The 12,891-nt window shown below is 60.9% G+C and carries 13 protein-coding genes and 1 pseudogene; all 14 read left to right on the top strand.

What is annotated here, in order from left to right; translation table 11 throughout:
• Positions 1 to 493 (top strand): annotated as a pseudogene (locus tag VFE81_RS01250) (aromatic ring-hydroxylating dioxygenase subunit alpha); the annotation flags it as partial.
• An 80-nt stretch (positions 494 to 573) separates the two neighbouring features.
• The gene (locus VFE81_RS01245; protein ID WP_325042853.1) at positions 574 to 2,022 is read left to right on the top strand and encodes an NAD-dependent succinate-semialdehyde dehydrogenase; all 1,449 of its coding nucleotides are present in this window, start codon (positions 574 to 576) and stop codon (positions 2,020 to 2,022) included.
• A gap of 185 nt (positions 2,023 to 2,207) precedes the next feature.
• Entirely contained in the window at positions 2,208 to 2,963 is a 756-nt protein-coding gene (locus VFE81_RS01240) for a FadR/GntR family transcriptional regulator (RefSeq protein WP_325042852.1), read from the top strand.
• 26 nt (positions 2,964 to 2,989) lie between these two features.
• Entirely contained in the window at positions 2,990 to 4,027 is a 1,038-nt protein-coding gene (locus tag VFE81_RS01235; protein ID WP_325042851.1) for an amidohydrolase family protein, read from the top strand.
• 40 nt (positions 4,028 to 4,067) lie between these two features.
• Positions 4,068 to 5,075 (top strand): protocatechuate 3,4-dioxygenase, encoded by a 1,008-nt coding sequence (locus VFE81_RS01230; protein ID WP_325042850.1) that lies wholly within the window; start codon positions 4,068 to 4,070, stop codon positions 5,073 to 5,075.
• A 59-nt stretch (positions 5,076 to 5,134) separates the two neighbouring features.
• Positions 5,135 to 5,818 (top strand): RraA family protein, encoded by a 684-nt coding sequence (locus tag VFE81_RS01225; RefSeq protein ID WP_325042849.1) that lies wholly within the window; start codon positions 5,135 to 5,137, stop codon positions 5,816 to 5,818.
• 2 nt (positions 5,819 to 5,820) lie between these two features.
• Positions 5,821 to 6,495 (top strand): RraA family protein, encoded by a 675-nt coding sequence (locus VFE81_RS01220; protein WP_325042848.1) that lies wholly within the window; start codon positions 5,821 to 5,823, stop codon positions 6,493 to 6,495.
• 64 nt (positions 6,496 to 6,559) lie between these two features.
• Positions 6,560 to 7,228, top strand: coding sequence for a 4-carboxy-4-hydroxy-2-oxoadipate aldolase/oxaloacetate decarboxylase (locus VFE81_RS01215; RefSeq protein ID WP_325042847.1), 669 nt, complete (start codon positions 6,560 to 6,562; stop codon positions 7,226 to 7,228).
• 40 nt (positions 7,229 to 7,268) lie between these two features.
• A complete protein-coding gene (locus VFE81_RS01210) occupies positions 7,269 to 8,033 on the top strand; it encodes an HD domain-containing protein (RefSeq protein ID WP_325042846.1) in 765 nt (254 codons plus the stop codon).
• Between the two features lie 80 nt (positions 8,034 to 8,113).
• A complete protein-coding gene (gene hisC, locus VFE81_RS01205; RefSeq protein WP_325042845.1) occupies positions 8,114 to 9,241 on the top strand; it encodes a histidinol-phosphate transaminase in 1,128 nt (375 codons plus the stop codon).
• Positions 9,242 to 9,382: 141 nt separating this feature from the next.
• Positions 9,383 to 10,360: an ABC transporter permease gene (locus VFE81_RS01200; RefSeq protein WP_325042844.1), complete on the top strand. Its 978-nt coding sequence runs from the start codon at positions 9,383 to 9,385 to the stop codon at positions 10,358 to 10,360.
• Between the two features lies 1 nt (position 10,361).
• Positions 10,362 to 11,351, top strand: coding sequence for an ABC transporter permease (locus VFE81_RS01195; protein WP_414695536.1), 990 nt, complete (start codon positions 10,362 to 10,364; stop codon positions 11,349 to 11,351).
• On the top strand, positions 11,348 to 12,334 hold the full coding sequence (locus VFE81_RS01190; protein WP_325042843.1) for an ABC transporter ATP-binding protein: 987 nt from the start codon (positions 11,348 to 11,350) through the stop codon (positions 12,332 to 12,334). Before VFE81_RS01195 ends, VFE81_RS01190 begins: the two co-directional genes overlap by 4 nt.
• The coding region (locus VFE81_RS01185; RefSeq protein WP_325042842.1) for an ATP-binding cassette domain-containing protein at positions 12,331 to 12,891 on the top strand (561 nt) is incomplete at its 3' end. The genes VFE81_RS01190 and VFE81_RS01185, both read left to right, overlap by 4 nt.

Below are 12,891 nucleotides of genomic sequence, written 5' to 3'. Positions count from 1 at the left end.
CGACGATTCGCGCACCTTGAGCGTGACGTGGGCCTTCACCCGCGTGCCGAAGGAAAGCGAACCGTACGAGCAAAAGAGCGTGCCGACGTGGCACGGTCCGGTGACCGATCCGCAGACCGGCCGCTGGATCACGAGCCATGTGATGAACCAGGATTTTGTCGCGTGGGCAGGGCAGGGCGTGGTTGCTGATCGCACGAAAGAGAATCTGGGCAGCAGCGATCGCGGCATTGTCATGCTGCGCCGACGTTTCTTCGAGGAACTGGACGTGGTCGCGAACGGCGGCGAGCCGAAGGGCATCATCCGCGATCCGAAGCTCAATGAATGCGTGCAATTACCGATTGCCGCACGCGCTACGTTCGTTGAAGGCATGACGCGCGCGGAAATAGCGAATCATCCCTTGTGGAAGCACCATCTGCAGGATTTCCGCTTCCAGGCGGGCCAGCCGGAACATGTCCGGCAAGCTTTTCTCGACGCAATGGGCATGGAGCCGTGACGTCCGCGCTACAGTAACGGTGCGAAAACAGCACACGGCGGCGCTTAGTGCCGACCGGATATCAGATATCGGAGACGCAGATGCATACCAGAAGTTACGACATTCAACTCGGCCTGTTCATCAACGGGGAGTGGCGTACCGGGGGGCGCGACACTCAGCCAGTTATCAATCCCGCTGACGAAACGGTGCTCGCCCACTTGCCGCTTGCCACACAATCCGACCTCGACGACGCCCTCGTCGCGGCTGCGACCGGGTTTGCGACGTGGTCGCGCATGAGTACGTCCGAGCGGGCTGCGATCATCGACAAAGCCGCTGCCCTGATGCACGAACGCGCCGACGAAATCGGCACGCTGATGAGTTTCGAGCACGGCAAGATGCTGGCCGACGGCCTGCAGGAAGCGCACAGCTCCGCCGATATCGTCAAATGGTTTGCGGAAGAGGGGCGTCGTGCCTATGGTCGCGTGGTGCCTGGTCCGCTGCCGAATTCGCGCCAACTCGTGCTGAAAGTGCCGGTCGGACCGGTGGCGGCGTTCACGCCGTGGAATTTTCCCGTGCGGATTCCCGCGCGCACCGTGGCGGCTGCGCTCGCGGCAGGTTGCTCGGTGATTCTGAAGGCCGCCGAAGAGACGCCCGGATCCACCACGGCGATGGTGCAATGCTTTCAGGATGCGGGTTTGCCGCCCGGCGTGCTGAATCTGGTGTTCGGCGTGCCGGCAAAGGTATCGGAATATCTGATCGCCTCGGACGTCATCAAGGCCGTGGCATTCACCGGATCGATTCCGGTCGGCAAGCATCTCGCGAGCCTGGCCGCCACGCACGGCCTGAAGAAACTGGTGATGGAGTTGGGCGGCCACGCGCCGATGATCGTCTGCGACGACGTCGACGTGGCGCGTATTGCCACGATGACCGCCAATGCCAAGTTTCGCCAGGCCGGGCAAGCCTGCATTTCGCCGACGCGTTTCTACATTCAGGAGGGCGTGTACGACGCCTTCATCGACAGGTTCGTCGAAGTGGCCGGGAAGCTGAAGGTCGGCTCGGCTTTCGAGCCCGATACACAGGCGAGCCCGGTTGCCAACGCACGCCGGCTCGCCGCGGCGGACGAGTTCGTCAAGGACGCGGTGTCGCACGGCGCACGCTTGCTGCTCGGCGGCCAGCGCCTGAATCGTCCTGGCTTCTTCTATGCGCCGACCGTGCTGGCCGATGTGCCTGAAGAGGCGCGGATCATGAATGAAGAACCGTTCGGTCCGGTGGTGCCGTTCAGTTCATTCAAGACCGTTGAAGAAGTGCTCGCGCGTGCCAATCGATTGAAATATGGACTTGCAGCGTATGCGTTCACCGGCTCGGATCGACGCGCATTGCAACTGTCGAATGGCCTCGAAGCCGGCATGATTGGCATCAATAGCATGCTCGTCTCAGGGCCGGAAGTGCCGTTCGGCGGCGTCAAGGAGAGCGGCATCGGCTCCGAAAACGGCATTGAGGGCTTGCAGGCGTACCTGGTCACGAAGTTCATTCAACAAGCTGTGTCCTGAGTATGTTGCGCCAGCGGGGAATCGAAACATCGATCGCCGCTGGCTAATCTCAAATAAGTTATATATATTATAGTTAACGGCGATCCCCTAACGCAGCGAACCCTTTGAGTACCGTTCGAAGCCTGCTCATGGACTAGCCAATACGATTCGTATAACTAATGAAAGAAAATATCCCGCACGACACCATGAACACTCGGACTTCGACAGTCTGGGAGTCCGTGCAAACGGAAAAGCTTTCATGGCGTGTCGCATCGCAAGTGCGTACCGCGCTGTTTTCGAAGCAGGTGAAGGCCGGCGACTTTCTCGGCAGTGAAGCGTCGCTCGCGCAGCAATTCAACGTTAGCCGTACCGCCGCCCGTGATGCGCTGAGAACGCTGGAAGCGGTCGGCATCGTTGAGATCCGTATGGGCGCGAAGGGTGGCGTGTGGATTGCCGGTGCGAACCCGGAGCGCTTTGCCGACGCGCTGTCGATACAGCTGAGCCTCATCGGCGCCGGCGCGAGCGAAGTGTTCGATGCGCAAATGGCGATCGAGGTGCTGGCCGCGGAGAAAGCGGCGGAAAACCTGACGGTGGCGCATCGTACGGCACTGCGTGACGCATTGCATGGCGTGGAAGACGCGCGTAAGCAACTCGAGACATTTACTGATGCGTCGCTGCGCTTCCACGAAGCACTCGTTGAAGCTTCAGGCAATCGGGTTCTGCTCGCGCAATTCAAGGCGCTGCGTTTTGTGCTGACGCCTTTGTTAGCGACCTATACGAGTGCGGACACGGCGAATCGCGTGATCACTTCGCATCGGCGGCTATTCGACGCGGTGTGCCGCGGCGAAGTCGAATTGGCCCGCCGCCTCATGCAGGAGCGGATCCAGATCGTTCGCACGAGCTTCATTCCGATGACGTCGACGGTATACATCCAACCCGATCCGGAAACAGTCCGGGCCTGAACCCATAATATTTAACGGAGACATTCATGATCATCGATGCGCACGCGCACGTTACCGCGCCGGATTCTCTCTACGTCTGGAAATCCGGTCTTGTTTCCCATCGCGGCGCGCACGGCCGTGGCACTGCGCAGATCAGCGACGATGAAATGCTGGCGGTGCTCAATGCGCCGACATTCGGCACCAAATCGCACGTCGAGCAGTTGCGTGACATCGGCACAGACCTGCAGTTGATCTCGCCGCGTCCGTATCAGATGATGCATAGCGAAAGGCCTGCGAAGATCGTCCACTGGTTCACCGGGGAAACCAACGACATGATCGCGCAACAGGCGCGGCTCATGCCGCAGACGTTTCGCGGTGTTGGCGGCTTGCCGCAGGCGTGGGGCGAACCGGTCAGCGGATGTCTGCCGGAACTGGAACGCTGCATCAAGGAGCTCGGTCTCGTCGGCGTGCTGCTGAATACCGACCCGAGCGAAGGGCTTGCGACCAACGAGGTGCCAGATCTCGGCAACGAATACTGGTATCCCCTGTATGAGAAGCTCGTCGAACTCGATGTGCCCGCGTACCTGCATTCGGCGGGATGCCGTTCGGAGCGGCACAACTATTCGCTGCACTTCATCAACGAAGAAACGATTGCAGTGATGGCGCTCGCCCGTTCGCGCGTGTTCAAGGATTTCCCGCAGTTGAAGATCGTCGTCTCGCATGGCGGCGGTGCGGTGCCGTATCAATTCGGTCGCTTCCAGGCACCATCACTGCGGCCGGGACGCGCAAGCGAACCGTTTCTCGACAGCTTGCGCCGTCTCTACTACGACACGGTGCTGTATTCGGAAGAGGCGCTGCGTCTGCTCATCAAGACGGTCGGCGCGGATCGCTGCATCTTCGGTGCGGAGCGGCCGGGTGTCGGTACAGTGAAGGATCCGCAGACGGGTCGCTGGCTGGATGATATTCGTCCGATCATTGAAAGTTTCGAGTGGCTCAGCGGCGACGAGAAACGGATGATTTTCGAAGGCAACGCGCGCAAGGTGTTCCGTCTCGACCAGCCGGCTGGCACAGCCGCGACACGTTGAATCTGTCGGCCATGAAAAACATATTTAACGGGAGCGCGGCATGGCAACGATGATCGGCGCAATCGCCACATCGCACGGCCCCTTGCTGTCGATGCCGCCCGATCTCTGGCATTTGCGGGCCGGCGCTGACCTGAAAAATCCATCGCACTGGTTTCAGGGGCGCTCGTACGACTACGCGGCGCTGCTGGAAGCACGCGCACCGGGATTTGCGGCAGCGGTCGTCGAAGCGTCAAAGCAGGAACGCTATGCCGCGTGCAGGCGAGCACTCGATACGCTTGCCGAACGCTTCCACGCGATGAAGCCCGATCTCGTGATCGTGCTCGGCAACGATCAGCGCGAGGTGTTCAAGGACGACCTGACGCCGGCAATGACGATATTCACCGGTGAGCAGATCGAAAACCTGCCGCTGTCGGACGAACAGCGCCAGCGTCTGCCGCCGGGAGTCGCTGAGGCAGAGGACGGCCACTGTCCGCCGGAAGGGGCGGTTTATCCCGGTGCGCCGGATCACGCGTTGAAGCTGGTGCAGTCGCTGGTCGATGACGGTTTCGATATCGCCGTTTCGAACCGCTTGCCCAAGGGGGAGGATCGCCAGCACGGCATTCCGCACGCGTTCGGTTTCGTCTATCGCCGCGTGATGCGTGATGCGCCGCCGCCTTCGGTGCCCTTGTTTCTGAACGTCGGCGTGGCGCCGAATCAGCCTCGCGTGGCGCGCTGCCTTGCGCTCGGTCATGCGCTCGGCGCGGCGATCCGGCGCTTGCCGTCAGAGCTTCGCGTGGTGGTGGTCGCCTCTGGCGGCATGAGCCACTTCGTGGTCGATGAAGCGCTCGATCACCGCGTGCTGACTGCGCTCGCCGAGGGCGACGAAGCCACGCTGCGTGATATTCCGGAGCCGTATTTCAACGGTAATACGTCGGAAATCAAGAGCTGGCTGCCGCTTGTCGGCCTTGCCGCGAGCGCATCGCTAAAGATGAAGCTGATCGACTACGTCGCATGTTATCGCTCGGAAGCCGGGACGGGCTCGGGGATGGCGTTTGCCTGCTGGGAGTGAGCGGCAACAGCAACGGCGATAGCGGCAAAAAGCGAATATGAGGAACGGAGCAGACACGCATGAAAAAAGCAGATGACACCACTCGACGCCTGCAGCGGCTCGACTGTTGCGCAGTATCGGATGCACTCGACAAGCTCGGTCTGACCGGCACGGTTACCGGCTTGCCGCAACGTTCGACCTCGCGCCGCATTGCCGGCAAGGTCGTGACGGTGAAGCTGGTGGAGGCCGCACAGGTGAGCGCTGCCGCTCATACCGGTGTGCCGCGCCATCTCGGCACGACGGCCATCGAATCCGCCGGCGCGGGCGATGTGATCGTGGTTGAACAACACACGGGGCTCGACGCGGGCAGTTGGGGCGGCATTCTCTCGCTCGGCGCGTCGTTGCGCGCCATCGAGGGCGTGATTGCCGATGGCCCCGTGCGCGATATCGATGAAGCGCGGCAATACGACTTTCCAGTTTTCGCGCGGACATTGACGGCGTTCACCGCACGCAATCGCGTTGCCGAAGCCGGCACCAATGTGCCGATCACGGTTGCACAGGTTCGCGTCAATCCGGGCGACTACGTGATCGCCGACAACAGCGCGGTGATCTTCATTGCGGCCGCGGACATCGAGCGGGTGCTGGCCGCTGCCGAGCAGATCGCCGGTAAGGAAGCGGCGATGGCGAAAAAGCTGCTGAATGGTGTGCCCATTTCACAGGTGATGGGTGCGGACTACGAATATATGCTGCAGGACCGGGGATAAACATGAGCGACACGAACAAAGCGAACGACACGAACGCGCAGCGCGCACAGCGGCTCGATACCGCGACATTGAGCGATGCATTGGATCGTCTCGGCATTGTCGGCCAATGCACCGGGATCAAGCCGCGCGATGCGAGTTTCCGGCTGTGCGGTCGTGCGTTCACGATTCTTTACGGACCGCCGACGACGCCGCCCGGCACCGTCGGCGACTATATCGACGATGTCCCGGAGGGCGGCGTGATCGTGCTGGATAACGCAGGTCGTGAAGACTGCACGGTGTGGGGCGACATTCTCACGGAAATCGCGCATCGGCGGAAAATCGCCGGTACCGTCATTGATGGTATCTGCCGCGATGTGAGCCTGTGTTTGTCGCTGGGTTACCCTGTATTTAGCAAGGGACACTGGATGCGTACCGGCAAAGACCGTGTGCAAGTCGAAAGCACACAGGTGCCGGTCAATATCGGCAATGCGCGTGTGTTGCCTGGCGACCTGCTGGTCGGCGACGGGGATGGCGTGATCGTGATTCCGCGCGCTCACGAAGAGCGCGTGCTGGCTGCCGCCGAAGAGATTCACGCGGCGGAGCACGCGATTCGCGAGGCGGCGCGGCAAGGCATGCGGCTCGACGAGGCGCGCCAGCAGTATCGCTATCACGCGCTGCAGAGCAAGGTGAGCGCCTGAGCGCCGACGCTCACGACGCCACGCTACGCCACGCGAGCCATCAGAATATCCATCAGGAGACACCATGTCGTACCCTTTCATCGATTCGCCGCTGGTGACCGCTTCGATTGAGCGGCCGTCCGCCGACGTGATCGAGTCGGCCCGCGCCTTTCCGTCCGCGACCTTGCTCGAAGCGGCCAACAAGCTGGGCGCGTTGCCGTCGGCGATCAAGCCGGTCATTCCAGCGTTCCGTGTCTGCGGCCCGGCGGTCACCGTGCATTCGCCGCCTGGCGACAATCTCTGGCTGCATCGCGCGCTGGTCGTCGCGCAACCGGGCGACGTGCTGGTGGTGTACACGAGCGACTACTACGAAGCCGGCTACTGGGGTGAAGTCATGTCGACAGCGGCCAAAGAACGTGGTGTGGCAGGGCTGGTGATCGATGGTTGCGTTCGCGATGCCGAATTGCTCGCGCGCATCGGCTTCCCGGTGTTTTCGCGCGGCTTGTGCATTCGCGGCACGACCAAGGATTTCGCGGCACGCGGCTGGATCAATCATCCGCTGCGTATCGGTGATGTCGCCGTGCGGCCGGGCGACCTGGTGATGGGCGACGCGGACGGTATCGTGGTGCTCGCCCAGGAATCGATCGACGCGACGTTGCGTGCCGCGCGCGAACGCGAGGACAAGGAAGCGGAAATACTCGCGCGCATTGCCGCAGGCGAGTTGACGCTCGATATTTACGGCTGGAATCGCTAGACGCGTGGTTCGATATCGAAGAGACAGAGGAGCAATCGCAATGAGCAATCAAACCGCAAGCAGGCATGAGCCTACGCTTTCCGAGCGCGCCGACGCGCTTGAACACGAGATGATCGCGGAGCTGGACCGGCGCGTGGTGAAATCAGTGATCTACACGTCAGGCGACCGCGATCCGACGCAGGCCATTCCACCGCCGCCAGGCACCGGCCACTTCATGATGGGCGACGATCCGCGCCTGCAGAAGATGCCGTCGAAGCCCACGTTGATCGATTTCTTCAAGTACCGTTTCGGGCCGGCCAATCACGTACTGCAAAGCGCGACGCACGCACTGAAGGCCGGGCAGAACGAGAAGATCGTGCTGGCCTGCCTGTTGCATGACATCAGCGTGGCTGGTTTCATTCGTGGCGATCATGGCTACTGGGGCGCGCAGATGATCGCGCCGTATGTGGACGAGGAGGTTAGCTGGGCCATCCAGTATCACCAGGCGCTGCGATTCTTCGCGGATGAATCGGTGGGTTATGGGTATCCGGACGCGTATCTGCGCTATTTCGGCAAGGATTACGAGCCTGAGCCGTATATCCAGCGCGACTACGAGTACGCGCGCAATCACAAGTGGTACATGTCGAGCCGCTCGATCACGCTGCACGACATCTACTCGTTCGATCCGAACGCAGTGGTGAGTCTCGACGATTTCGTCGACATCATCGGACGCAATTTCCGGCAGCCGAAGGAAGGACTCGGCTTCGACGGCAGTCCGTCGGCGCACATCTGGCGCACGATGATCTGGCCAACGAAGTTCCTGTAATAGCCACCCGGCTGAGAGTGGGGCGCCGGCGGCGCGCCACTCATTCTCATTCCTCTATCGAAGTCAGCAAAGGTGTTCCCATGACAAACGAATTGCGTCCTGTCGCTCCCAGCTACATCGGCTCGTTGAAGCCCTATCAGGCAGGCAAACCTATCGAAGAAACGGCGCGCGAGTACGGGCTGCCGGAAGCCAGCATCATCAAACTCGCCTCGAATGAAAATCCGCTCGGCATGCCGCCGAAGGCACGCGCGGCAATCGACGCGATCGTAAACAGCGGTGCACGCTATCCCGATCCGAACGGTCACGCGCTGAAAGTGGCGCTGGGTCAGAAGTACAACGTCGAACGCAACTGGATCACACTCGGCAACGGCTCGAGCGACATTCTCGAACTCGTCGCACGTGCCTTCCTGCAGGCTACGCAACCGGACAGCGATTGCAATGCCGTGTCGTCGCAATACGCATTTATGGCGTGGCAGAACGCGGTCAAGGCAACCGGCGCGCGGATGGTCGCCGTGCCCGCCAAAGACTACGGTCACGATCTCGACGCCATGGCGCTGGCGGTCAACGCGGCAACGCGCGTGGTGTACCTCGCGAATCCGAACAACCCGACCGGAACGTTCTTCAGCGCCGACGAACTGACCGCGTTTCTCGATCGCATCCCGGCTAATGTCGTTGTGCTGCTCGACGAGGCGTACAACGAGTATCTCGAACCGCACCATCGTTACGACAGTACGGAACTCGTGCGGCGCTATCCGAATCTTGTTGTGTCGCGAACCTTTTCGAAGGCGTTCGGGCTTGCCGGTCTGCGGGTCGGTTTTGCAATCGCTACGCCTTACGTCACCGACCTTCTGAATCGTGTGCGACAGACGTTCAATGTCAATTCGCTGGCGCAGGCCGCCGCTATCGCCGCGCTGAACGACGACGACTATCTGAACGAATCGTATCGCCTGAATCGTGAAGGGATCGAGCGGTTCTACGAGGTCTGCGACGCGCTTCGGCTCCCGTATGTGAAAAGCCAGGGTAATTTCGTCGTTATCAAGGTGGGTAATTCGGTCGAACTGTTCGATGCGCTGCTCAGGCGCGGCATCATCGTTCGTAAGGTGGTGGACTATGGGCTCGGCGAGTGGCTGCGTGTCACGGTCGGATTGCCGCAGGAAAACGAAAGGTTCTTTACGGCGTTGCGTGAACTCGTGGTGGTCAACGCGTGAGATGGAAACTCACCTAAATTAAACTATATTATACTTTCGAGACAAAGCCCGGCCACGGACTGCCCGCAGCATCCGTGGCCACAAGCAGGCAAATACAAGTCCTGTCGCTTGAAGTCATTCCCCGTTGGAGCGAGACAATCCATGTTTGAGTTTATTCTGCGGAGACTGTTCCAGAGCCTCCTTGCGCTTTGGGCGATGTCGCTGCTCGTGTTTGCCGGCGTCTACGTGGTGGGCGACCCGATTGCGCTGATGGTCCCCGACAGCGCCACACCCGAGATGCGCACACGCATCATCGCATCGCTCGGACTGGATCAGCCGTGGTGGCTCCAGTACTGGCATTTCCTCACACACTCGTTGCGCGGCGACTTCGGCACGTCGTTCCTGACCGGCGCACCGGTTGCGCAGATGATCGTCTCGCGAATGCCCGCAACGCTCGAGTTATCGGTGATCGCCATGCTGATGGCGATCGTCATCGGCATTCCGCTTGGTATGTACGCAGGATTGCGCCCTGAAAAAATCTCCTCGCGCATCATTACCGCATCGTCGACGATAGGTTTCAGTTTGCCGACGTTCTGGGTCGGCCTGATCCTGATTCTCGTCTGCTCGGTGATCCTTGGCTGGTTGCCTTCAGGCGGACGCGGCACCACGACGTCGTGGCTCGGCATGCAGGTGAGCTTTCTGACGCTCGACGGCTGGAAACACCTGCTGTTGCCGGCGCTGAATCTTGCACTCTTCAACATCGCGTTGATCATCCGGCTCGCGTATTCGTCGACGCGTGAAACCGCATTGACCGACTACGTGAAATTCGCACGAGCCAAAGGGCTGAGCGCATCGCGCATTGTCGGCGTGCATATCCTGAAGAACATCATGATTCCTCTCGTGACAGTGATCGGCATCAACCTGGGCGGGTTGATTGCGTTTTCGATCGTCACGGAAACCGTGTTCGCGTGGCCGGGCATGGGCAAACTGCTGATCGATTCGATCAATGCGCTCGATCGCCCGGTAGTCATTGCTTATCTGCTGACCGTCGGGGCGATCTACATGCTGATCAATCTGGTCGTCGACATTCTGTATTCGCTGCTCGATCCGCGCATCTCGGTGACAGCGGAGGTGAATTGACATGGGACCCACCACAGGAACGACCGCGGCTGAACCGCGCGCTCAAACTGCTGCATCCGCCGCTTCCACCATTTCCGCGGCTAAACCGGTGAAACGTCCGCATCGGTTTGCACGCATGGGTGGTCAACTGAGCGCGCTATGGAGCGAATTCCGTCAGAGCAAACTTGCGCTCACGGGGCTCGTGCTATTTGTTGCGATTGCTGCGCTGGCAGTATTCGCGCCGTGGATTGCGCCGCAGAATCCTTATGACCTCGCACAGCTCGACCTGGGCGACTCGCAGCTTCCGCCGCTTGCGCATGCGTCGATGGGCGCTCATATCTACTGGCTCGGCACTGACGACCAGGGGCGCGACATGCTGTCCGCGATTCTCTACGGCATGCGCACAAGCCTGTATGTGAGCGTTGCCTGTACCGTGCTCGCGTTGGTCATTGGTGTGGCGCTGGGTCTTGTCGGCGCCTTCTATGGACGCAAGGTCGATGCGCTGATCATGCGGCTCGCCGACATCCAGCTTTCGTTTCCTTCGATTCTGATTGCGCTGGTGTTCATCGCCGCATTCGGCAAAGGCGTCGACAAGATCATCTATGCCCTCGTGCTGGTTCAGTGGGCGGTCTATGCACGTACCGCGCGCGGGTCTGCACTCGTCGAGTTGCGCAAGGAGTATGTGGAGGCGGCGCGCTGCCTGAAACTGAGCGATACGCGGATTATCTTTCGCCATGTGCTGCCCAATTGCGTGCCGCCGCTGCTGGTCGTCGCAACCGTGCAGATGGCGACCACGATCTCGCTTGAAGCGACGCTGTCATTTCTTGGTCTTGGGCTGCCTATTACGGAGCCGTCGCTCGGTCTGCTGATTTCGAACGGCTATAACTATCTGTTGTCCGGTTCCTACTGGATCAGCGTTTTCCCCGGCGTCGCGTTGCTGTTGTTGATGCTGTGCCTGAATCTGATGGCGGATCGCCTGCGCGATGTGCTCAACCCGAGGTTGAAGAAATGACTCAGCCCGCATTGCAGGTAGACAATCTGTGCACCCACTTCACAACGCCGCGCGGCATCGTGAAAGCGGTGAACGGTGTGAGTTTTAGCGTCGCGCGCGGCGAAATACTTGGTGTGGTCGGCGAGTCCGGTTCGGGTAAATCGCAAACCGGTTATTCGATCATGGGTTTGATCGATCCCCCGGGTAAGGTGGTGAGCGGCAGCATCAAGCTCGCGGGTGAGGAACTGGCCGCATGCACCGAAGCGCAATGGCGCAAGATTCGCGGCAACCGGATTTCGATGATTTTCCAGGATCCGATGATGACACTCAATCCCGTGCTGCGTATCGACACACAGATGGTCGAGGCGGTGCTCGCGCACCGGCCGATGAGCCGTCGCGCGGCGCTCGACGAAGCGCGCGCCGCGCTTGCGCAGGTCGGCATCCCGGCGCCGGATGAGCGTCTGAAGTGTTATCCGCATCAGTTCTCCGGCGGCATGCGTCAACGCGTTGCGATTGCGATAGCGTTGATCAACCGGCCCGAGGTGGTGATCGCCGATGAACCCACTACCGCGCTCGACGTCACCATTCAGGCGCAGATTCTCGGCGAGATCCAGCAGCTTTGCCGCAACTCGGGCACGGCGCTTATCTGGATCACGCACGACCTGTCGGTGGTCGCGGGCCTCGCGGATCGCGTGTGCGTGATGTACGGCGGCAGAATCGCCGAATCGGGCAGCGTCGATCAGGTGCTCGACACGCCGCGTCATCCCTACACGCGCGGCTTGATGAATTCGATTCCGAGCCGCAATCCAAAAGGCGTGATGCTGCGGCAGATTCCCGGTGCGCCGCCGTCGCTGCTCGCGTTAGGCGGTGGCTGTGCGTTCCGTACACGCTGTTCATCCGCGGTGCCCGAATGCGCCCATGAGATCGACGAATCGATTGACCACGACGGCCACATGGTTCGCTGTATCCGGCCCGTCGTCGATGAACACGAGGAGATTGCATGACCCCGCTGCTCGAATTGCGTAACGTCACGAAGACGTTCGCGCCCAGACAGGATGCGACCGGGCGCTTTGTCCGGGCAGTCACCGGACGGCAGCCACCGAAGGGCGTGCATGCGGTCACCGATCTGAGCCTGAGTGTGAGCGCCGGCGAGGTGGTCGGGCTGGTCGGCGAATCCGGCTGTGGTAAATCGACAGTCGGCCGTCTGGCGGCCGGCGTCTACTGGCCGACGAGCGGCAAGCGCTACTGGCAGGATACGGATATGGCGGCGCTGGGACGGCGCGAGCGCAATCGCGCTGAACTGGATATCCAGATGATCTTCCAGGATCCGTACGCGTCGCTCAATCCGCGCATGCGGGCCGCTGATATCGTCGCGGAAGGGGCACACGTGCATGGTTTCATCCGCAAGGCGGATACGCGTGACTTTGTCGGGGCGCTGTTTGAACGGGTCGGCCTCGATCCGGATTCGATGGACCGCTTCGCCCATCAGTTCTCGGGCGGCCAGCGTGCACGGATCGGTATCGCGCGTGCGCTATCGGTGAATCCGAAGTTTCTCGTTTGC

Source organism: Paraburkholderia sp., assembly GCF_035656215.1.
Lineage (GTDB): Bacteria > Pseudomonadota > Gammaproteobacteria > Burkholderiales > Burkholderiaceae > Paraburkholderia.
Note: the sequence above shows the minus strand (reverse complement) of the source record. Positions and strands in the feature narration are given on the sequence as shown.

What these genes read in the sequence shown, in the direction of transcription:
- VFE81_RS01245 (WP_325042853.1), top strand. Translation starts at nt 574, where the DNA reads ATGCATACCAGAAGTTACGACATTCAACTCGGCCTGTTCATCAACGGG.
- VFE81_RS01240 (WP_325042852.1), top strand. Translation starts at nt 2,208, where the DNA reads ATGAACACTCGGACTTCGACAGTCTGGGAGTCCGTGCAAACGGAAAAG.
- VFE81_RS01235 (WP_325042851.1), top strand. Translation starts at nt 2,990, where the DNA reads ATGATCATCGATGCGCACGCGCACGTTACCGCGCCGGATTCTCTCTAC.
- VFE81_RS01230 (WP_325042850.1), top strand. Translation starts at nt 4,068, where the DNA reads ATGGCAACGATGATCGGCGCAATCGCCACATCGCACGGCCCCTTGCTG.
- VFE81_RS01225 (WP_325042849.1), top strand. Translation starts at nt 5,135, where the DNA reads ATGAAAAAAGCAGATGACACCACTCGACGCCTGCAGCGGCTCGACTGT.
- VFE81_RS01220 (WP_325042848.1), top strand. Translation starts at nt 5,821, where the DNA reads ATGAGCGACACGAACAAAGCGAACGACACGAACGCGCAGCGCGCACAG.
- VFE81_RS01215 (WP_325042847.1), top strand. Translation starts at nt 6,560, where the DNA reads ATGTCGTACCCTTTCATCGATTCGCCGCTGGTGACCGCTTCGATTGAG.
- VFE81_RS01210 (WP_325042846.1), top strand. Translation starts at nt 7,269, where the DNA reads ATGAGCAATCAAACCGCAAGCAGGCATGAGCCTACGCTTTCCGAGCGC.
- hisC (WP_325042845.1), top strand. Translation starts at nt 8,114, where the DNA reads ATGACAAACGAATTGCGTCCTGTCGCTCCCAGCTACATCGGCTCGTTG.
- VFE81_RS01200 (WP_325042844.1), top strand. Translation starts at nt 9,383, where the DNA reads ATGTTTGAGTTTATTCTGCGGAGACTGTTCCAGAGCCTCCTTGCGCTT.
- VFE81_RS01195 (WP_414695536.1), top strand. Translation starts at nt 10,362, where the DNA reads ATGGGACCCACCACAGGAACGACCGCGGCTGAACCGCGCGCTCAAACT.
- VFE81_RS01190 (WP_325042843.1), top strand. Translation starts at nt 11,348, where the DNA reads ATGACTCAGCCCGCATTGCAGGTAGACAATCTGTGCACCCACTTCACA.